The sequence below is a fragment of the Mesopusillimonas faecipullorum genome (assembly GCF_020539505.1).
Taxonomy (GTDB): domain Bacteria; phylum Pseudomonadota; class Gammaproteobacteria; order Burkholderiales; family Burkholderiaceae_B; genus Mesopusillimonas; species Mesopusillimonas faecipullorum.
On the sequence record NZ_JACDXW010000005.1, the window covers coordinates 1 to 15,221 of the forward strand.

Below are 15,221 nucleotides of genomic sequence, written 5' to 3' on the forward strand. Positions count from 1 at the left end.
CCAAGAGAGCAAGCTCTCTCGTGCTGCCGTTCGACTTGCATGTGTAAAGCATCCCGCTAGCGTTCAATCTGAGCCAGGATCAAACTCTTCAGTTCAATCTCTGTATAAGTACTAATACATAGTAGCTGCCCACCGAAGTAGACAGCGACTACGTCGCATGCTCAAAGAAAAATCCAGAGCTTTTACTTGACATAAAAACTTGGCTTCTTCACTGTGAGCACTTGGTTACTTCGCTCGGGCATTGCTGCCCAATGGCGACACGCATTCCAAGCGCCCACATTTATCGGTTGTTTCGTTGTTAAAGAACAGGGTACTGCTAAAATTCATTCAACTGCTTTTCACTACTTGCCGCTGACTGCGCTGCGCCGTGTGGGCGTTTTGCTGTGTCAGCAGCAGAGAAACGAAATTATGCACGCTTTTTTTAGGTGTGTCAAATCGACTTAACATCTAAGCGCTAGATCGTCAGGAAGGTCTTGAGCATGAGCAGAGCTGATCGCCACCCGGCGCTTACTTGATCAGCCCATAGAACATATGGATAGATGTCGCCACTAAAAAAGCAGCAAACACATATTGAAGGTAGCGAGCGTTGATTCGGCTTGTCAACGCTGCCCCCCAAGCGGTACTCAGCATACTGGCAGGTACGATCAGTATCCAGCTTAATAAATTGACGTACCCCACGCTTAATGGTGGCAGTGCGCTAGCACCCCAGCCGTTGATCATAAATGCCAGCGTGCCAGGGATGCTGATGAACACCCCCACCAACGCGCTCGTACCCACAGCAATACGCATTGGAATGTTGAAACTGGACAGGATGGGCACGCTCAAGGTGCCGCCGCCAACGCCAATGAGAGTCGATACCCCACCGATAAAGCATCCAAAGAGGCCCGTAACAAAACGCGATGGCAGCGTTGCACCTAAATTGGCCGCTTTAAAATCAAAAGCCATCTTGATGGCAATTAGCATCGCCATCGTGGCAAAAATGCCCGTCAACCACTCCCCCGCCAAGTATCGACTAGTCAGCGCCCCGATCAGAACCCCGATCAGCACGCCTGGTAACAGCCGCTTGACAACAGCCATGTCCAAATTGCCACTCTTCCTATGAGCCCGACTACTCATAATGGAAGTGGGAACAATCGTCGCTAAAGAAGTACCCACAACTACATGCATCAAAACGCTGGGGTCTACATGGAGCAAACGAAAGATATAGTAGAGAATCGGAACGATGACAATTCCGCCCCCAATCCCGAGCAGCCCGGCCAAAACCCCGGCCAACAAGCCACTAGCCAACAAGGCCAGGCAGGCGCTTAACAGCCAAACAGATCCGTGTGCCAACAAAGCGTCCATGAATTACAGCCTGGAATCAGCGCAAAGGATGAGAGTATCGGCAAGGTCGATAAAACCTTGAAAACCGCATGCTTTTTTCGGAGAAGTGATGGTGCCATCTTTATGGAGGCTTGGCTACTCTCCTAGGCATTACCCAATGCCAAAGGAAGCTGAGTACGCCCATAGCCTCGCTTAGCGTGCTCTGAACGATATAAAGCCCCGCAGCCACTTGATTCTACGAGGCTTTAGCGTCTCTTAGACTACCTAAGATACCTCCTTGGCAGCAGAGGCGGGGCTTCATGACGATTTGCAGCAGGGCAAGGCCGAAGCCCTGCAACGCCTTGATCAACCCAACACGCTATACTTGTCACTTCACGCAGGGGTACTTGCGGACTGGTTTCATCGTCAGTTCGTGGGTTGAGAGAGTCCCTTTGCACCAGTACGGATAATGCCGACGCTGGGAGCGCGTGTACCACCCGCTTGGGACGCATGCGCCCAGATGCGGCTGGTATATGTCCCCGTATCGGCTCCAAACCTTTTCTTTTTGGAGCTTTCGATGAATTCACCCGTTTCCCGCCAAGCCAAGACAGCCTTCGAGGCCGCGTCCGCCACTGTGGACAGCGCTGCCGTCGCGCCGCTGCCGTCTTCCCGCAAGGTCTACCAGACCGGCTCGCGCCCCGACATCCGCGTGCCGTTCCGCGAGATCACGTTGACCGAGACACCCACCATGTTCGGTGGAGAGGTCAACCCGCCGATTACGGTCTATGACACCAGTGGGCCGTACACCGACCCGGCTGCCCACATCGATATCCGCCAGGGGTTACCCGCGCTACGGGCCGCTTGGATCGAAGAGCGCGGCGACACCGACCGGCTCGATGGCCCCAGCAGCGCCTTCGGTCAAGAACGCTTGCAGGACCCCGCGCTGATCGCGATGCGGTTTGGACTTCAGCGCCCTCCTCAGCGCGCCAAGGCCGGCCGCAACGTCACCCAGATGCACTATGCGCGCCGCGGCATCGTCACGCCAGAGATGGAGTTCGTCGCCATCCGCGAGAACCTGCGCCGCGAGCAATACATCGAGACTCTGAAAAACAGCGGTCCGCAAGGCGCAAAGATGGCTGAGCGCATGACGCGTCAACACCCGGGCCAATCCTTTGGCGCGGCCATTCCAAACGTCATCACACCCGAGTTCGTGCGCAGCGAAGTGGCGCGCGGGCGCGCCATCATCCCGGCCAACATCAACCACCCCGAAAGCGAGCCGATGGCGATCGGTCGCAACTTCCTCACCAAGGTCAATGCCAACATCGGCAACTCCGCCGTCAGTTCGGGTATCGCCGAGGAAGTCGAGAAGATGACCTGGTCCATTCGCTGGGGCGGCGATACGGTGATGGATCTTTCCACCGGCAAGCACATCCACGAAACCCGTGAATGGATCGTGCGAAACTCTCCCGTCCCCATCGGCACCGTGCCACTTTACCAGGCGCTTGAAAAGGTCGATGGCAAGGCCGAGGAACTGACCTGGGAAATTTTCCGCGACACGCTGATCGAGCAGGCCGAGCAAGGCGTGGATTACTTCACCATTCACGCTGGCGTGCGCCTGCCATTCGTGCCGCTGACGGCTGATCGCATGACCGGCATCGTCTCGCGTGGCGGCTCCATCATTGCCAAGTGGTGCTTGGCGCACCACCGTGAGAGCTTCATCTACGAGCATTTCGAGGACATCTGCGAAATCATGAAGGCCTATGATGTGGCCTTCTCGCTGGGCGACGGCCTACGTCCCGGCTCCATCTGGGATGCCAATGACGAAGCCCAGTTTGCCGAACTGAAAACCCTGGGTGAACTGACGCAAATCGCCTGGAAGCACGACGTGCAGGTCATGATCGAAGGCCCCGGCCATGTGCCCATGCAGATGATCAAGGAGAACATGGACCTGCAACTGGAACACTGCCATGAGGCGCCGTTCTACACGCTCGGACCCTTGACCACCGACATCGCGCCGGGCTACGACCACATTACCAGCGGCATCGGCGCGGCGCAGATAGGCTGGTACGGTACGGCCATGCTTTGCTATGTGACCCCCAAGGAGCACCTGGGTCTACCCAACAAGGATGACGTCAAGACCGGCATCATCACCTACAAGATCGCCGCGCACGCCTCCGATTTGGCCAAGGGATTTCCTGGCGCGGCGTTTCGGGACCACGCCATGTCCAAGGCACGCTTCGAGTTCCGCTGGGAAGACCAGTTCAACATCGGACTGGACCCGGACACTGCCCGTGCCTTCCACGACGAGACACTGCCCAAGGACTCCATGAAAGTGGCGCACTTCTGCTCCATGTGCGGCCCGCACTTCTGCAGCATGAAGATCACGCAGGACGTACGCGAATATGCGCAAAAACATGGCCTGGGAGAGAAGGCCGCGCTACAGCGGGGCATGCAGGAAAAGGCTGTAGAGTTCATTAAACAGGGAGCTAAACTCTATAGTGTGGAGTGATACAAAGCAGGCCGCCATGATCTCTCGCACAGCCTGTCATGTAGTTATCAATGACAGGCTGTGGATTTCCTTTTCCCGAGAAGGCGCTTGGCGTACCCCGGACAACAAAAAGCCCCGCAGAGATTTGATTCTACGGGGCTTTTAGAGTTTCTTAGACTACCTAAGATGTATCCCTGGCGGACAGAGGGGGATTCGAACCCCCGATACGCTATTCACGTATACACGCTTTCCAGGCGTGCGCCTTCAACCACTCGGCCACCTGTCCTAATTTGTGCGCTGCGCGTAAAGCAAAAAGCATTTTAAATGCTAATTTGACTAATTCCAGCTGGCAATGCAACAAAGCCAGCCATTTTAGCAGATATAAGGGCCAAGCGTTGGGCCGGGCAATTTTGGGGGTTTCAAGCCCCGCCAAATATCTCTATCGCCTTGCGTACCAAGGCGTAGAGCACCGCCAGAAACCCCAAGCCCAGCAATATCATGCCTGGGTTTCGGTCGCGAAAGCCTACCCCAATAAAGATAAGCACCACGCCCACCACAAAGGCGACCATGATCGTGTTGTTGCCGAAAAACATGCTTCTTCCCCTTACGAACGCTGGTACGCGCCCTTGGCAAGCATTCTATCGACATAGCGGGCAATTGTGTCTACTTCGAGATTGACGGGTTTGCCCTGCGTCAAATACTTGAGACTTGTCACTTGAACCGTGTGCGGGATCAGGTTGATGGAAATGACGCATCCGCTGTCGGTATCGCGTACTTCATTCACTGTCAGGCTGACGCCGTTGACAGCTACCGAACCCTTATAGGCCATGTAATGGGCCAACTCGGCAGGCACCGCGATTTGCAGCAGGAAAGACTCGCCCACAGGTTCAAAACGCGCAACCTCGCCCACGCCATCTACGTGGCCCGAGACGATATGACCATCCAGCGAATCCCCCAGTCGCATGGCGTGTTCCAGATTGACTTCGCCGGCAGCCGAAAGGCCTACCGTACGATTCAGACTCTCACGCGAAACATCGACTTTGAATTGATGCTCGGAAAACTCGATGACGGTCATGCACGCGCCTTGAATGGCGATGGAGTCGCCCAAGCGGGTGCGCGTTAAAGGAAAATCAGCAGCATCCACTGTCAGGCGCACGCCCGCATCGTCGCCCTGCTGCAACGGCTCGACCTTTACGATGCGGCCGACGGCCTGCACGATTCCTGTAAACATCCTGCTCTCCTTAAACAGATGGGCGCGGCTGCACGGCAGCCAGTAGCGCCTGCCAATTTTCTTTGTTCTGCGCACACACGCGCAGATCGGCGCCGACGCGGGCCATGTCGGTAAACTCAAAGGCATGAGCATCGCCCAGGCTCTTCAGCGCGGGCAAATCAAACATGGGCCTAGCGTCGCCAAGCAATAGAGGCGCCAAATAAACCAGCAAAGCATCGGCACAGCCGGCTTGCAGCAAGGCCCCATTAAGAATGGGGCCGGCTTCGACGTGCACTTCGTTGATATCGTGCTGACCTAACCACTGCATCAGGGCGGGCAAATGCACGCGATGGTTGTGTGCGGGCAGCACAATGACTTGCGCATTGCGTTCGGCCAAACGCGCGGCCTTGTCCGGGTCGTTGCGCGTGGTGAAGACCCAAACGGGCTCGCCATCCAGCATGCGTGCCGTGGGGCTTATACGCAGTTGGCTGTCTATGACGGCACGCACGGGTTGCCGGGGTGTGGCGATATCGCGCACATTCAACTGGGGGTCGTCTGCCAGCACCGTGCCTATCCCCGTTAGCACCACACAGCTGCGGGCCCGCCAATGCTGACCGTCTTGGCGCGCTGCCGAACTGGTGATCCATTTCGAGGCGCCGTTATGTAGCGCAGTGTGCCCGTCTAGCGAAGCCGCTGTCTTGAGCCATACCCAAGGCGTTCCCCGGGTCATGCGGGCGATGAAGCCCGGATTCACTGCCAGCGCCTCTTCGGCACAAACGCCGGTCTCGACTTGGATGCCGGCGGCTCGCAATCGCGCCAGCCCTTTTCCCGCCACCAAAGGGTTGGGGTCTTGCATGGCCACAACCACACGCGCGGGTCGGGCAGACAATAAAGCATCTACACACGGCGGCGTGCGCCCATGGTGATTGCAGGGTTCCAGGGTGACGTAAAAGGTGGCTCCGGCGACATCCAGCCCTTGCTGGGAAGCATCACGCAGGGCCATGACTTCGGCATGGGCCTGACCAGCACGTTGGGTGACGCCGCTAGCCAGCAACTTACCCTCACGCACAATCAGACAAGCCACTCGCGGGTTGGGTGTTGTCAGAAACAAAGACTCGCGGCTTAGCGCGATGGCCTGGCGCATCCAGCTGGCATCATCCATGCCGCACCTTGCTAGGAATGGCCCTGGCGATCCGGGGCTTCCTTGATTTCGTCTATGGTGCGTACAAATTCGCCTATGTCTTCAAAGCTTTTGTAGACGGAAGCAAAGCGTACGAAAGCAACTTGATCCAGCTTGCGCAATTCGGCCATCACCAGCTCGCCCAGCTCGCCGGAACTGACTTCCCGTTGGCCGCTGGTAAGCAGCTTTTCTTCGATATGGGCCACCGCAGCGTCGATTTGCTCCATGCTGACCGGGCGTTTGCGCAGCGCCAGTTTCAAGCTACCGCGCAATTTGCCCAGATCAAACTCGGCGCGCGAGCCATTGCGTTTCACCACCGCCGGCATGGTCAACTCGACCCGTTCGTAGGTAGTGAAGCGACGGTCACACTGCTGGCAACGTCTACGGCGACGAATGGTATCGCCTTCCTCGGAGACCCGGGAATCGATGACCTGCGTATCGACACAGCTGCAGAATGGACATTTCATGGCTTGCTTGCCGGCCCCGGGGCAACCGGGGCGGGGGTATCAGCGGTAGACCGGCAAACGCGCGGTCAGTTCGTTGACGCGCGCACGCACGTCAGCGATGGCCGTTTCGTTGTCGGCGTGATCGAGCACATCGGCAATAAGATGGGCCGTGAGTTCGGCTTCGCCTTCTTTGAAACCCCGGGTAGTGATGGCCGGCGTACCCAGACGGATACCGCTGGTGACGAAAGGCTTTTCTGGATCGTTGGGGATGGCGTTTTTGTTGACCGTGATATGTGCACGACCCAAAGCGGCTTCAGCGTCTTTGCCGGTAAGGCCCTTGGCGCGCAGATCGACCAGCATGACGTGGCTTTCGGTACGACCGGAAACGATACGCAAACCGCGTTCGACCAAGGTGTTAGCCAATACCTGAGCGTTCTTGACGACTTGTGCGGCGTAATCGCTGAACTCAGGCTGCAAAGCCTCTTTGAAGGCTACAGCCTTGGCAGCGATGACGTGCATCAGAGGGCCACCCTGAATGCCTGGGAAGATGGCCGAATTAACGGCTTTCTCGAATTCGGACTTCATCATGATGACGCCACCGCGCGGGCCGCGCAGCGATTTGTGCGTGGTCGAGGTGACGAAGTCGGCGTGCGGGAAGGGGTTGGGGTACACGCCACCGGCAACCAGGCCGGCGTAATGGGCGATATCAACCATGAACAGCGCGCCGTTGTCGTGCGCAATACGGGCCATGCGTTCGAAATCGATTTTGAGCGCATAGGCAGAAGCACCCGCCACGATCAGCTTGGGTTTGTGCGCTTTGGCCAGCTCTTCAACCTGGGCATAGTTGAGCACTTCGTCGGCATCCAGGCCGTAAGGCAAGAAGTTGTAGAGCTTGCCCGATTGGTTGACCGAAGCGCCATGGGTAAGGTGGCCGCCTTCAGCCAGGCTCATGCCCAAGACGATGTCGCCCGGCTTAAGGATGGCGTTATAAACGCCCTGGTTAGCCTGCGAACCCGAGTTAGGCTGCACGTTGGCGGCTTCGGCACCGAAAAGTTGCTTGAGACGGTCGATAGCCAGTTGTTCGACGACGTCGACATGCTCGCAACCGCCGTAGTAGCGCTTGCCGGGGTAGCCTTCCGCGTACTTGTTGGTCAGTTGCGTGCCCTGCGCCTGCATGACGGCGGGGCTGGCGTAGTTCTCGGAGGCGATCAGCTCGATGTGCTGCTCTTGACGCAAGTCTTCTTTCTGGATGGCTGCCCAGACGTCGGGGTCGGCCTGGTCAAGCGTGACGGAACGGTCAAACATGGAAAATCCCTGAATATAGGTGGTGTGTAAGCCCGGCGCCGCGCATATCACACCCAAAAAGCACGAAACCGCTTATTTTAACGCGATTGGAGGTTCAGCCTGCTAAACGTGGGTTAAGCGTGTAGCGCCCGGTCAATGAGGCTTGGCCCAGCACATGACCTTGAATCGCGGCCAACACATCGGCGCCCGGCAATTTTCCTTCTAGGGGAACAGTGTCGATGTCAAGCGCATAGACAGTGAAAACGTAACGATGCACCAAGGCGTCATTCCAAGGCGGGCATGGGCCATCGTAGCCAAAATAGTCGCCGCTCATGTCGCGATCGGCAGCAAACCAGTGGGTGTAATCGTTGATGCCTTGACGCGTGTCGTTGGGGGCCAAGGGGCCGCCCTTGCCACGGGGGGTAATGTTTTGCGAGAAACTGCCTTCGACAATCTCGTTGACTGTCGGGGCCAGGTCGACCAGCACCCAGTGGTAGAAATCCACGCGCGGCAAGTCGGCAGGGACTTCACGCCCCTCTTGGTTGACATCGTCTGGTTTGCTGGGCACGTCGGGGTCGTGACAAATGACCACGAAAGATCGCGTCCCCTCGGGGGCCCCTTCCCAAGCCAGATGCGGATTGACGTTCTCGGCCAGCGCGACGTGCGCTGTCTCGGCGATACGGCAAAAAGCGTAGCGTGAGGGAATGAACTGTTGTTCGGTAAAGGAACGGCTACTCAGTTTCATGCGGACTCCTTGAATGAAGCTTAGGGCGCCGCGTTGAGCGTCACCCTGGCAAACTTGCGCTTACCTACTTGCAGCACGTAGGTACCGGGCTGCATCAGCAGAGACTTGTCTTCGACGCGCGAACCATCGATTCGCACCCCGCCTTGCTCGACGTTACGCTGCGCCTCGGAGGCCGAAGCCGCCAGACCTGCCTCGCGTAATACTTTCAGGATACCCAGCGGCGCACCAGCGAGCTGCACTTCGGGCATGTCTTCGGGCATGGCGCCGTCGCGGAAACGCGCTTCGAAGCGCGCCAGCGCATCGTGGGCGTCTTGCTGGGTATGAAAGCGCGCGACGATTTCCTGCGCAAGCGCGACTTTCATGTCGCGCGGGTTCGCGCCTTGCTCTACCTGGGCTTGCATGGCTTGAATATCGGCTACTGGCCGGAAGGACAGCAACTCAAAATAGCGCCACATCAGGGTATCGGAGATAGACATCAACTTACCAAACATAGAGTCGGGCTGTTCGGAGATGCCTATGTAATTACCTTTGGACTTGGACATCTTTTCGACGCCGTCCGTGCCTTCCAGCAAGGGCATGGTCAGAATGCACTGGGGCTCTTGACCGTATTCTTTTTGCAGCTCGCGGCCCACCAGCAGGTTGAATTTTTGGTCGGTGCCGCCCAGTTCGAGATCGGCCTTGAGCGCCACGGAGTCATAACCCTGCATAAGCGGGTAGAGAAACTCGTGTACCGAGATGGGGATACCGCCCTTGAAGCGTCGCGTAAAGTCTTCGCGTTCCATCATGCGCGCCACGGTATAGCGCGAGGCCAATTGAATCATGCCTCGGGCACCCAACTGGTCGCACCATTCTGAGTTGTAGCGTATTTCGGTGCGCTCGGGGTCGAGCACCATGCTGGCTTGCGCGTAGTAGGTTTCGGCGTTGGCGCGGATTTGCTCGGCGCTTAAGGGGGGACGCGTAGCGTTACGCCCGCTAGGGTCGCCGATCAGGGAGGTAAAGTCACCGATCAGGAAAATGACCGTATGCCCGAGATCTTGCAGCTGGCGCATTTTATTGAGCACCACCGTGTGCCCCAAATGAATATCGGGTGCGGTGGGATCCAAGCCCAGCTTGATGCGCAGGGGTACGCCGGTAGCGCGGCTACGCGCCAATTTGGCAGCAAATTCGGATTCGACGAGCAGTTCGTCGCTACCCCGTTTGGCGACGCTCAGGTCGGCTTGCACTTCAGGGCTGAGGGTAACTTCGGGCGACGACTTCATGAACGAACCGTTATATCAAATAAAGTAGTAAAAAAACTAGAAAAGTCACGGGAAATGCACTAGGATACTCGGCAGTGTTGCGGTACCCCCACAGGTTACCTGCATACCCATGACGCGCGCCCTTCTAAAACGGGCTGCGCAGCAGCCATATTATCAGAGTCCCCGCTGCCCGCCAGGCGGTTCTAGCGCCTCGACTCTCTTATTTCGCCTAATACGCAAGCCACGTACGAAGACAATGCCGATTTCCGAGGATACGCGCGCCACCCCCCGCTACACCCCCCTAGATACTGGCCGCCCCCGGCATCGTCGGCTGCTTCGCCGCAGCTTGCTGACCTTGAGTGCCGGCTTGTTAGCCACTGCGGGTTTACTGGCTTTGCTGCAACCCGACGCCAGCGCTCTGCCGCGCCAAACCGAAACCTCGGTGCCTTTAGCCCTTTCGGCCCTTACCCCAACAGCGCCACCCGCACAAAACGGCTTCTATATAGAAGAGACTCGCGTTAAGCCCGGCGACACGCTGGCAGCCATCCTGCAGCGCCTGGGCATCGAACAAAAAGGCTTACTTGGCTTTTTAACCCGTGACCCTTCTGCGCGCACGATATATAAGCTTTACCCAGGGCGTTCGGTACAGGCCGCGCACGATGCGGAAGGCAAACTGGCTTGGCTGCGCTATCACCACACCCCCGCCGATCGCCAGGGTGGGCAGGTACTCTCGCGCTGGCTTGAAATCACTCCTACCGAAGACGGCTTTAAGGCCGTCGAAGACAGCCAGGCCGTAGGCACCCACACCCAATTGGCCGAGGGCGTCATTCAAAATTCGCTATTCGGCGCCACCGACGCAGCCGGCATTCCCGACAACATCACCATGCAAATGGCAGATATTCTCGGTAGCCGCGTGGATTTCGGTCGCGATCTGCGCAAGGGCGACCGTTTTCGTGTGGTTTACGAAACCTATACTCATCAGGGCCAAACAGTCAGCTCTGGCCGCGTGCTGGCCGTCGAGTTCGAGAATAGTGGCGAAGTCCATAATGCCATCTGGTTCGACTCACCCGATGGCAGCAGCGGCTATTTCGATTTTGAAGGTCGAAGCTTGCGCGGCATGTTCCTACGCAGCGCTTTGAAATTCAGTCGCGTCAGCTCCACCTTTGGCATGCGCAAGCACCCGGTACATGGTTACTGGGGCGGCCATAAGGGCGTGGATTACGCTGCCCCCAATGGCACGCCCATTCATGCCACCGCCGAGGGCGAAGTGACTTTTATCGGCCAGCAACGCGGCTACGGCAATGTCATCTATATCAAACACGACAACCGTTACTCCAGCGTTTACGCCCATCAAAGCCGTTTTGCCGCCGGCCTTAGAAAAGGCAGCCGCGTTCAGCAAGGCCAATTGATAGGTTATGTGGGCTCTACGGGCTGGGCCACAGGGCCGCACTTGCACTACGAAGTGCGCGTCAACAACGCCCCCATCAATCCCTTGTCGGTGGATGTGCCGCTGGCCCGAACCCTGGAAGGCAAGGAACGCCAAGCCTTCATGGTTGCCTTAGGCGGCCACCAGCAACACATTCAGATGTTGGCGGCTTTGCAGGATAACCGCAGCCTGCTGGCCCAGCGCTAAACCAAGCTTAAGCGGTATTGCATGCCGGTCGTTTCGTCGAACCCCGCAGCGCCGGCAGATTTCTTCATAGGAATCATGAGCGGCACCAGCCTGGATGCTGTGGATGCCGTATTGGCTCAATTTCGCCCAGGGCAAGCCCCAGCGCTGCTGGCCCACGCCAGCGTCGATATCCCGACTGCGCTGCGCCAGACTTTGCTTGCCCTGCATCTTCCCAGTCATAACGAGCTTCATCTTTCCGCCCTGGCCAGCCAAGCACTTGCGCGACTGTACGCCACAGCCAGCAAGCAGGCACTGGCTTGCGCAAACATAGCGGCAGAATCGGTACGCGCTATCGGCGCCCACGGCCAGACCATACGGCATTGCCCCGAGGCGGGTTACACCCTGCAGTTGAATGCCCCGGCCTTGCTGGCAGAGCTTACCGGCATTGCCGTAGTGGCCGATTTTCGTTCACGCGATGTGGCAGCGGGCGGCCAAGGCGCACCTTTGGTGCCCCCTTTTCACCAGGCCATGTTTCAGCATGATGATGACAGCCGCGTAGTGCTGAATCTGGGCGGTATCGCCAATATCACGATACTGACGGCCAATAGCCCTCCCTGCGGTTTTGACACCGGCCCCGCCAATATGCTGATGGATGCTTGGTGCCAGCAACACACTGGTCAGGCTTACGACACAGATGGCTGTTGGGCCGCGAGCGGTCAGGTCAGCAAAGATCTGCTTTCACACCTGCTAAGTACCGAGCCCTGGTTTGACCTACCCCCTCCAAAATCCACCGGTCGGGATCTTTTCAGCCTGGCCTGGCTGGAGGAGCGCCTGCCTAGCGCCCCCGCCCAGGCAAATAGTCTGCGCCCCCAAGACATCCAAGCCACGCTTCAGGCACTTACGGCAAGCACTATTGCCCAGGCCGTGCGGCAATATGCACCGCAAGCATCCGAGGTATTGGTATGCGGCGGCGGCGCCTACAACAGCAGTTTGATGGCTGCACTGGCTATGCATTTGCCATGCCCAGTCATCTCTACTGACGAGCGCGGCCTACCTGCGCAATGGGTGGAAGCCACAGCCTTTGCTTGGCTGGCGCATGCCTACCTGCAAGGGCTGGCGGCAAGCCTACCTTCGGTGACAGGCGCAAAAGGCGCACGCATATTGGGCTGCTTGTACCCCGCTTGATGCCTTCCTGAATCGCCCACAAAGCCCCAATTTTTTTGTGGGTATGCATATAACAAAAGCCACCCAAGCCTAGCCGGGGTGGCTTTTTTAACTACCTAAGCAATGGCGCTACAGGCCCATTAGGCCCGCAGCCCAAACTGTTTAAGGTGCGAAGGACGAACCGCAACCGCAGGTAGACGTTGCGTTGGGGTTACGGATAACGAACTGAGCCCCTTCGAGATCGTCTTTGTAGTCGATTTCGGCACCGAACAAATACTGGTAGCTCATGGGGTCGATCAGCAACTGAACGCCACCTTTGTCGACGGTAGTGTCGTCTTCGTTGATGCTTTCATCGAACGTGAAACCGTACTGAAAGCCGGAACACCCGCCCCCTTGAACGAAAACGCGCAGTTTGAGGTCGGGGTTACCTTCTTCGGCAAGAAGATCTTTGACCTTCTCGGCGGCGGCATCGGTGAACACCAATGCGGGAGGCGGCGTTTGCAGATCGACAGATTCAGCAAGTGACATATGAATACTCCGGCAGCACAGCGCTGCATGGCAAAAAAGAAATACACCCCTATTTTACGGGACTACGACGCCAAGGGTAAATCGAGGGTGTGAGACAACCTGAGTGCCTTACCTTCGTACACCCGCAGCACCAAGCCGGTGAGTTCGAAGTTAGGGGGCAGTTTCAGGAAACCTTCTTGGCGTAAAAACCATTCAAAAGATACGGGCCGCTCGGTAGAACCTTCTGTGGCCTTGGCATCAGCGAGGAACTCTAGTGGCAGCTCTACCTCTTTGCCGCCTTGTTTGCCTTTGGCTTCGAACATCAAACGACCTTCGAAAACCGTACCACTGGATGGGGCCTGCCGTGTCAGCAAGACCCTATAAGACAATATGGCGCCTTGCGGCACAATATCAAGACCTCGAACGCTGACAGCACCTCCGGGCCCAGACGGCAGCAACTGATCGAAGAAAGCGACTTTTTCGCGTGCTTGCCCCAACTCGGCCTGCGCGGTTTTAAGGGCGGTTTCCAGCCCCTGACGCGTGCCCTGTTCCAGCAAAAGCTGGCTTTGCAGGTTTTCAGTCCGGTTGCGCTGTGCCTGCAGCTCGGATTCCAGCACTTGCCTGGTTTGTTTGGCGTCAGCCAAAGCCAGTTCGACACGCGCACTGAGATCTTGCTGCCCCCAAACATAAGCCGCTACCGCCCCTACTATAAGCCCCAACAGCAGCGCCGCCCAATGCCGGGCCAACCACCCCCGCCCGGGCGAACTCAAGACAGTTGGGGGTGTTGAGCCACCCTGCGAAGGCGGCCCACTGCGAAGGGGTTCGTCGTCTTCAGTTGCCATAGGAACTTGGATCGTTGAAACGTAAACAAGTTCCGTAATGCACTATGGCAAAACGGCGACTTGCTCTAGCCCGGTGGCCTCGGGCAGGCCAAACATGAGATTCATGTTCTGAATGGCTTGACCCGATGCGCCCTTGACCAGATTGTCTTGCACCACCAGCACAACCAGCTTACGCCCGCCCTGGGGACGATGCACCGAAATACGCAGCGTATTCGAGGCACGCACGGAACGCGTATCGGGCAGGCTGCCGGGCGGCATGACATCAACGAAAGGCTCGGTGGCGTAGTGCCGTTCGTACAGGGTTTGGAAGTCGGTATCGAGGGCTTCGGGCAGAATGCGCAGATGCAACGTGGTGAACATGCCTCGAATCATGGGTACCAAATGAGGCACGAAGGTCAGGCCCACCGGCTGACCAGCGATGCGGTCCAATTGCTCGACGATTTCGGGATGATGGCGATGGCCGGACACACCGTAAGCTCGGAAACTGTCGCTGGCTTCGGAAAACAAAGTACCCACTTCGGCCTTGCGCCCGGCACCCGACACACCCGACTTGGCGTCGGCAACGATATCGCTCAGGTCGATGAGGGGTTTTTTGGCTTGCAGCAAGGGCAGCAAGCCCAGAATCACCGTTGTGGGATAGCAACCGGGGTTGCCTATTACTTTGGCGCCGGGGATCTGTTCGCGATTCAGTTCGACCAGCCCATACACAGAGCTGGCCAGCACATCGGGGCAGGCATGCGGCATTTTGTACCACTGCTCGAACTGGGCGATGTCTTGCAGGCGGAAATCAGCCGCCAGGTCGATGACACGCACGCCTTGGGCGATGAGTTCGCGCGCTTGCGCCATGGCCACGCCGTGGGGGGTGGCAAAGAACACCACATCGCATTGATCCAGGGCCGCTTTTTCGGGCGTTTGAAAACATAAGTCGACCGCGCCGCGCAGATTGGGGAACATCTCGGCGACAGGCAAGCCGTCTTCTTTGCGTGAAGTGATGGCGTGCAACTTCACGTTGGGGTGGCGCGACAGCAGGCGCAGCAGTTCGACACCGGTATAACCGGTACCGCCCACAATACCCACACGAATCAAAGGAGCCGAAGCAGCAGCCATGACATCACCTGAAAACAAAAAGGCCAAAAATGGAATTATGCAACACCTGCCCCTCGAATGGGCTTCGAGCGGGTAAAAGGCGTGACAATTTCAGCG

The 15,221-nt window shown here is 57.6% G+C and carries 14 protein-coding genes, 1 tRNA gene and 1 rRNA gene; 3 read left to right on the forward strand and 13 right to left on the reverse strand.

All coding sequences use genetic code 11. From position 1 onward, the window contains the following. Positions 1–95: ribosomal RNA gene (locus tag H0484_RS10070) — 16S ribosomal RNA — on the reverse strand; the annotation flags it as partial. 412 nt (positions 96–507) lie between these two features. Beyond that, positions 508–1,344: a sulfite exporter TauE/SafE family protein gene (locus H0484_RS10075; protein ID WP_226954460.1), complete on the reverse strand. Its 837-nt coding sequence runs from the start codon at positions 1,342–1,344 to the stop codon at positions 508–510. Between the two features lie 535 nt (positions 1,345–1,879). On the opposite strand from H0484_RS10075, the gene thiC reads away from it, so the two are divergent. Further along, positions 1,880–3,811 carry a phosphomethylpyrimidine synthase ThiC gene (gene thiC, locus H0484_RS10080; RefSeq protein ID WP_226954461.1) on the forward strand — a complete coding sequence of 644 codons (1,932 nt, stop codon included), beginning with the start codon at positions 1,880–1,882 and terminating at the stop codon, positions 3,809–3,811. 174 nt (positions 3,812–3,985) lie between these two features. Here thiC and H0484_RS10085 read toward each other — a convergent pair. The 8 genes from H0484_RS10085 to tyrS all read right to left on the reverse strand — a co-directional run bounded on the left by H0484_RS10085 (position 3,986) and on the right by tyrS (position 9,914). After that, positions 3,986–4,076, reverse strand: a tRNA-Ser gene (locus tag H0484_RS10085). Positions 4,077–4,209: 133 nt separating this feature from the next. Further along, positions 4,210–4,383 (reverse strand): hypothetical protein, encoded by a 174-nt coding sequence (locus tag H0484_RS10090; RefSeq protein ID WP_226954462.1) that lies wholly within the window; start codon positions 4,381–4,383, stop codon positions 4,210–4,212. A gap of 11 nt (positions 4,384–4,394) precedes the next feature. Then, positions 4,395–5,021 (reverse strand): riboflavin synthase, encoded by a 627-nt coding sequence (locus H0484_RS10095; protein ID WP_226954463.1) that lies wholly within the window; start codon positions 5,019–5,021, stop codon positions 4,395–4,397. A gap of 10 nt (positions 5,022–5,031) precedes the next feature. Further along, on the reverse strand, positions 5,032–6,162 hold the full coding sequence (gene ribD, locus H0484_RS10100; protein WP_226954465.1) for a bifunctional diaminohydroxyphosphoribosylaminopyrimidine deaminase/5-amino-6-(5-phosphoribosylamino)uracil reductase RibD: 1,131 nt from the start codon (positions 6,160–6,162) through the stop codon (positions 5,032–5,034). An 11-nt stretch (positions 6,163–6,173) separates the two neighbouring features. Continuing rightward, a complete protein-coding gene (gene nrdR / locus H0484_RS10105; protein ID WP_226954467.1) occupies positions 6,174–6,647 on the reverse strand; it encodes a transcriptional regulator NrdR in 474 nt (157 codons plus the stop codon). A gap of 39 nt (positions 6,648–6,686) precedes the next feature. Further along, positions 6,687–7,931, reverse strand: a complete 1,245-nt coding sequence (gene glyA / locus H0484_RS10110; protein WP_226954468.1) for a serine hydroxymethyltransferase — start codon at positions 7,929–7,931, stop codon at positions 6,687–6,689. Between the two features lie 94 nt (positions 7,932–8,025). Further along, positions 8,026–8,655, reverse strand: coding sequence for a YbhB/YbcL family Raf kinase inhibitor-like protein (locus H0484_RS10115; protein WP_226954469.1), 630 nt, complete (start codon positions 8,653–8,655; stop codon positions 8,026–8,028). A gap of 20 nt (positions 8,656–8,675) precedes the next feature. After that, entirely contained in the window at positions 8,676–9,914 is a 1,239-nt protein-coding gene (gene tyrS / locus H0484_RS10120) for a tyrosine--tRNA ligase (protein WP_226954470.1), read from the reverse strand. A 235-nt stretch (positions 9,915–10,149) separates the two neighbouring features. Between tyrS and H0484_RS10125 the strand changes: the two genes are divergently transcribed. Both H0484_RS10125 and H0484_RS10130 read left to right on the forward strand, forming a co-directional pair. After that, complete coding sequence (locus H0484_RS10125) at positions 10,150–11,526, forward strand: M23 family metallopeptidase (protein ID WP_226954471.1); 1,377 nt, start codon at positions 10,150–10,152, stop codon at positions 11,524–11,526. Positions 11,527–11,547: 21 nt separating this feature from the next. Beyond that, on the forward strand, positions 11,548–12,690 hold the full coding sequence (locus tag H0484_RS10130; RefSeq protein ID WP_226954473.1) for an anhydro-N-acetylmuramic acid kinase: 1,143 nt from the start codon (positions 11,548–11,550) through the stop codon (positions 12,688–12,690). 141 nt (positions 12,691–12,831) lie between these two features. Here the strand turns inward: H0484_RS10130 and erpA are convergent, their stop codons facing one another. From erpA to argC, 3 genes are all read right to left on the reverse strand, one after another. Next, positions 12,832–13,197 carry an iron-sulfur cluster insertion protein ErpA gene (gene erpA / locus H0484_RS10135; RefSeq protein ID WP_226954474.1) on the reverse strand — a complete coding sequence of 122 codons (366 nt, stop codon included), beginning with the start codon at positions 13,195–13,197 and terminating at the stop codon, positions 12,832–12,834. A 62-nt stretch (positions 13,198–13,259) separates the two neighbouring features. Further along, complete coding sequence (locus tag H0484_RS10140; RefSeq protein ID WP_226954476.1) at positions 13,260–14,018, reverse strand: HlyD family secretion protein; 759 nt, start codon at positions 14,016–14,018, stop codon at positions 13,260–13,262. Positions 14,019–14,060: 42 nt separating this feature from the next. Next, positions 14,061–15,125 (reverse strand): N-acetyl-gamma-glutamyl-phosphate reductase, encoded by a 1,065-nt coding sequence (argC, locus tag H0484_RS10145; RefSeq protein WP_226954478.1) that lies wholly within the window; start codon positions 15,123–15,125, stop codon positions 14,061–14,063. Positions 15,126–15,221: the final 96 nt, after the last annotated feature.

Excerpts from the sequence above, each read along its gene's own strand:
- H0484_RS10075 (WP_226954460.1), bottom strand. The coding sequence starts at position 1,344 with ATGGACGCTTTGTTGGCACACGGATCTGTTTGGCTGTTAAGCGCCTGC.
- thiC (WP_226954461.1), top strand. The coding sequence starts at position 1,880 with ATGAATTCACCCGTTTCCCGCCAAGCCAAGACAGCCTTCGAGGCCGCG.
- H0484_RS10090 (WP_226954462.1), bottom strand. The coding sequence starts at position 4,383 with ATGTTTTTCGGCAACAACACGATCATGGTCGCCTTTGTGGTGGGCGTG.
- H0484_RS10095 (WP_226954463.1), bottom strand. The coding sequence starts at position 5,021 with ATGTTTACAGGAATCGTGCAGGCCGTCGGCCGCATCGTAAAGGTCGAG.
- ribD (WP_226954465.1), bottom strand. The coding sequence starts at position 6,162 with ATGGATGATGCCAGCTGGATGCGCCAGGCCATCGCGCTAAGCCGCGAG.
- nrdR (WP_226954467.1), bottom strand. The coding sequence starts at position 6,647 with ATGAAATGTCCATTCTGCAGCTGTGTCGATACGCAGGTCATCGATTCC.
- glyA (WP_226954468.1), bottom strand. The coding sequence starts at position 7,931 with ATGTTTGACCGTTCCGTCACGCTTGACCAGGCCGACCCCGACGTCTGG.
- H0484_RS10115 (WP_226954469.1), bottom strand. The coding sequence starts at position 8,655 with ATGAAACTGAGTAGCCGTTCCTTTACCGAACAACAGTTCATTCCCTCA.
- tyrS (WP_226954470.1), bottom strand. The coding sequence starts at position 9,914 with ATGAAGTCGTCGCCCGAAGTTACCCTCAGCCCTGAAGTGCAAGCCGAC.
- H0484_RS10125 (WP_226954471.1), top strand. The coding sequence starts at position 10,150 with ATGCCGATTTCCGAGGATACGCGCGCCACCCCCCGCTACACCCCCCTA.
- H0484_RS10130 (WP_226954473.1), top strand. The coding sequence starts at position 11,548 with ATGCCGGTCGTTTCGTCGAACCCCGCAGCGCCGGCAGATTTCTTCATA.
- erpA (WP_226954474.1), bottom strand. The coding sequence starts at position 13,197 with ATGTCACTTGCTGAATCTGTCGATCTGCAAACGCCGCCTCCCGCATTG.
- H0484_RS10140 (WP_226954476.1), bottom strand. The coding sequence starts at position 14,018 with ATGGCAACTGAAGACGACGAACCCCTTCGCAGTGGGCCGCCTTCGCAG.
- argC (WP_226954478.1), bottom strand. The coding sequence starts at position 15,125 with ATGGCTGCTGCTTCGGCTCCTTTGATTCGTGTGGGTATTGTGGGCGGT.